Origin of the sequence: uncultured Caballeronia sp. (genome assembly GCF_964243625.1) — a bacterium.
In the GTDB taxonomy this organism is placed as follows: domain Bacteria; phylum Pseudomonadota; class Gammaproteobacteria; order Burkholderiales; family Burkholderiaceae; genus Caballeronia.
Map to the genome: position 1 here is coordinate 1 of NZ_CAXTGZ010000577.1, position 3,804 is coordinate 3,804.

Consider the following 3,804-nt stretch of genomic DNA (forward strand, 5'->3'; position numbering starts at 1 on the left):
CCCCACATACAGCGGCACGTCGTTTTCGCCGTAGAACACATAGACGCCGCAACCCGCCGGAATGCGCTCGATGGTGTCTTCATCGATATCCCCGGCTAGCCGGAAGCGCCGCGTGACCTGATCTATATGGCCGCGGAGAATATCGGCGGAATGCGCGTTGTGAAGGTGCTGCCAGAACTGCCAGAGAAGATCGGCATCGGCGAGTGCCCGGTGACGGGCAAACGGAACCAGCGCGTGCCGCTCGATCAACGCGTCCAGACCGTGCCGGCGCTCGGTAGGATAGATCGCGCGCGACAACTGCACCGTGCACAGAACGTCCGGCTGAAACCTGATGCCGTGTCGTTTGAATTCGCTGCGCAGAAAGCCGTGATCGAAGCGCGCGTTGTGAGCCACGAACAACCTGCCGTCGAGACGCGCCAGAAGATCATGCGCGATGACATCGAAAGTCGGCGCATCACGCACCATTGAATCGCTGATTCCGGTGAGTTGCTGAATGAAGAATGGAATGGGCTGCTGCGGATTGACGAGCGAACTCCATTGCGTCACACCCGCCGGGCCGACTTCGACCACACCAATTTCAGTGATTCGATGAACGCCCAGGCTTCCGCCCGTTGTCTCCAGATCGACAAAAACCAGCGGCTCGGCACAATAGAGATTGGAAACGGTTGGGAGCAAGGCTGCTGACCACTAATAGAGAGAGTCAGCCCATTTTAGCCCACAGGCCGTCCGCCCTTCGAATTCATGCAATTCGCCTATTGCGTTCGGAGATTGAAAGGACGATTCATCGCAACATTTGCGAAATCGGGCTCCGAAAATCGCCATCGGCATAATTTACTTACGATGTAACCAGTTTTATCGAATCGTAAGCGTTTACGAGTCTTGTTACCGAAGCAGACGCTCGGCATCATGAATGTGTACCGCAAACACTTTTTAAGGAGGTCATGTCGTGACGACCGAACTCAAAAGCATGTTTTCGTGGATCAGGACTCTGGTAGGCCCTCAACCCGCAGTGGAAACATCAGAAGCACAAACGTTGTCTTTACTCGATTTCGATCCAGCGTGGCATGGGGATCACTGGCAAAACTTGTTGTCATCACCAATGGATGCTCGGCGGTACGTAATGGAAGACTGGACTTTTGCGGCTCCTCTGTCGCTTGAAACCCAGGTTGAAGACGCACCGGGGCAGGCTAAAGAAGAAATGGAGCCTGCATTCTGAGGCTTTCGTAGAAGACTGAGATTGCACCAGGCGGATTCCTCGTGAATCCGCTTTTCGCGGTTTAGACGAAAAAAAAGCGCGACGGTGAAGTCGCGCTGACAAGGTTTGGAGATCTTTTCCGTCAACGAAAAAGTCTGCTTCGGAAAGCAGCGATTTAAGTATAGCCATGCATTACCGGGGAATCATCCACACTTCTGGCAATCATCTATTGCGGTTCCGTCAACAATCGCCCTTTCGGATTTTTGGCGTTGTATTTTAACGATAGAAGTTGTAGCAATTGCGCAACGACACGTTGTTGACACGTGCGCATCACCCTTCCCAATCCCCCGCAACTCCTTGCCAGTCAAGCCTTCGCTGGAATTTTACGATCATTGCCGATAGCAGAATACTTTATTGCGGAAATCGGAATGCCATCGCTGTAACACCGTCTTTACACTTCGTCTGGTCCGGAAACGACTGTGTCAATTCATTGCCACACGAATTCATCTGACAGCGCCTCTCGCAGCGCGTCAGAGTGAAGGTTTCCTTCAAGCCTGGGTTGTCAGACCCAAACTGCTCTCGGAGTTACAAAGATGAAAAAGACTCTCATGGTCGCCGCCCTGACGGGCGTATTTGCTACCGCTGCTCACGCACAAAGCAGCGTGACGCTGTACGGTTTGATCGACGCTGGCCTGACGTACACGAACAACCAAGGCGGCCAACACAACTTCAAGATGACGAGCGGCTCGGTGAACGGCAGCCGTTGGGGCCTGCGCGGCGCTGAAGACCTCGGTGGTGGCCTGAAGGCAATCTTCACGTTGGAAAACGGCTTCAGCATTGCTAACGGCACGCTGGGTCAAGGTGGTCGCGAATTCGGCCGTCAAGCATTCGTTGGTCTGTCGAGCACGCAATACGGTGCTGTGACCCTCGGTCGTCAATATGACTCAGTGGTTGACTACCTGGGCCCGTTGGCTCTGACCGGCACGCAGTACGGTGGTACGCAGTTCGCCCACCCGTTCGACAACGACAACCTCGACAACTCGTTCCGTATCAACAACTCGGTCAAGTACCAGAGCGCGAACTACGCTGGCTTCAAGTTCGGCGCGCAGTACGGCTTCTCGAACCAGGCTGACGGTTTCGCAAACAACCGTGCATACAGCGTTGGCGCGTCGTATAACTACGGTCCGTTGAACATCGCTGCTGCTTACTTGCAACTCAACAACGACACGACCGGCGCTAACATCAACGCCGCGCTGTCGAACACGGGTGGTGCAGTTGCAGGCGACAACACGTTCGTGGCTGGCACGCAGCGCACGTACGGTGCTGGCTTGAACTACGCGTTCGGCCCGGCAACGGTTGGCTTCGTGTTCACGCAAACGAAGCTTGAAGATGCAGTTGGCATCGCAGCCGGCGCAATCAGCGCAACGAACGGCGTCGCGACCGGCAACTACATCCGCTTCAACAACTACGAGTTGAACGGCCGTTACGCACTGACCCCGGCACTGAGCCTGGCTGGCGAGTACACGTACACGGACGCACGTATCGACGGTCAGAAGCCTTCGTTCCATCAGTTCGCCCTGCAAACGGCTTACTCGCTGTCGAAGCGCACTGACGTGTACCTGCAAGGTGAGTACGTTCACGCAATCGACCTCGACGGCACGGGCCTGGGCGCTCCGATCACGGGCGTAGGCATGTCGTCGACCCCGAATCAAGTGTCGGCAACGGTTGGCATTCGTCACCGCTTCTAAGCTTTGATTCAGGTAGTACCGATGTGAAAAAAGCGCCGCTCGCGGCGCTTTTTTTCGTCCCGAGGTTTTGCGTGATCCCGGCTCAGGTCTTCGGCGGATAGTGCACGTCGAGGATATCGATCTGTTGAACGCCCGCCGGCGTATGCAGCGTCACTGTGTCTCCAACCTTCGCCTTGAGCAACGCGCGCGCAATGGGCGATATCCAGCTCACATGCCCTACATCCAGATTCACCTCGTCCACGCCCACGATCGTCACCGTCTGCTCTTCCCCATCGTCGCCGGCATACGTCACCGTCGCACCGAAAAACACCTGATCGACGTTCTCCTGCCGGCTGCTGTCCACCACTTCTGCCAGATCCAGGCGCTTGGTCAAAAAACGGATACGCCGGTCGATCTCGCGCAACCGCCGCTTGCCATAGATGTAATCGCCGTTCTCCGACCGGTCACCATTCGATGCCGCCCACGAGAGCAGCTTCACGACATCCGGACGTTCAACATCGAGCAAATGCAGCAATTCGTCACGCAGGCGCTGATGGCCCGCCGGCGTGATGTAGTTCTTGGTGCCGGGCGGAACGCCTGGCGGCTGTTCAATATCGAGGTCGTCGTCACTCTCATCCGATTCTTTGACAAATGCTTTATTCATGGTGCAAACCGCTCAAAATAACGTACAGAAAGGCGAGATCGCTCCTGTGCAAGGTAACACGAAGAAGATCGGCATTACACAAATTGCGCCACAACCCTTCCTTTTTTGGGAGAGCTTGGCTATACTCTTTGTCTCGCGTGCGGCTGTAGCTCAGATGGATAGAGTACTTGGCTACGAACCAAGGGGTCGTGGGTTCGAATCCTGCCAGCCGCACCACT

General features: G+C 55.6%; 4 protein-coding genes and 1 tRNA gene. 3 read left to right on the forward strand and 2 right to left on the reverse strand.

Annotation, left to right across the window (positions count from 1 at the left end; translation table 11 throughout):
* The coding region (locus tag ACFFAR_RS27360) for an exonuclease domain-containing protein (RefSeq protein ID WP_174363789.1) at positions 1–675 on the reverse strand (675 nt) is incomplete at its 3' end.
* Between the two features lie 292 nt (positions 676–967).
* Here ACFFAR_RS27360 and ACFFAR_RS27365 point away from each other — a divergent pair.
* Positions 968–1,216, forward strand: a complete 249-nt coding sequence (locus ACFFAR_RS27365; RefSeq protein ID WP_069638375.1) for a hypothetical protein — start codon at positions 968–970, stop codon at positions 1,214–1,216.
* 572 nt (positions 1,217–1,788) lie between these two features.
* Complete coding sequence (locus ACFFAR_RS27370) at positions 1,789–2,943, forward strand: porin (RefSeq protein WP_061998850.1); 1,155 nt, start codon at positions 1,789–1,791, stop codon at positions 2,941–2,943.
* An 82-nt stretch (positions 2,944–3,025) separates the two neighbouring features.
* Here the strand turns inward: ACFFAR_RS27370 and greB are convergent, their stop codons facing one another.
* A complete protein-coding gene (gene greB, locus ACFFAR_RS27375) occupies positions 3,026–3,586 on the reverse strand; it encodes a transcription elongation factor GreB (RefSeq protein ID WP_174363788.1) in 561 nt (186 codons plus the stop codon).
* A gap of 139 nt (positions 3,587–3,725) precedes the next feature.
* Here greB and ACFFAR_RS27380 point away from each other — a divergent pair.
* Positions 3,726–3,802, forward strand: a tRNA-Arg gene (locus ACFFAR_RS27380).
* Positions 3,803–3,804 lie beyond the last annotated feature (2 nt).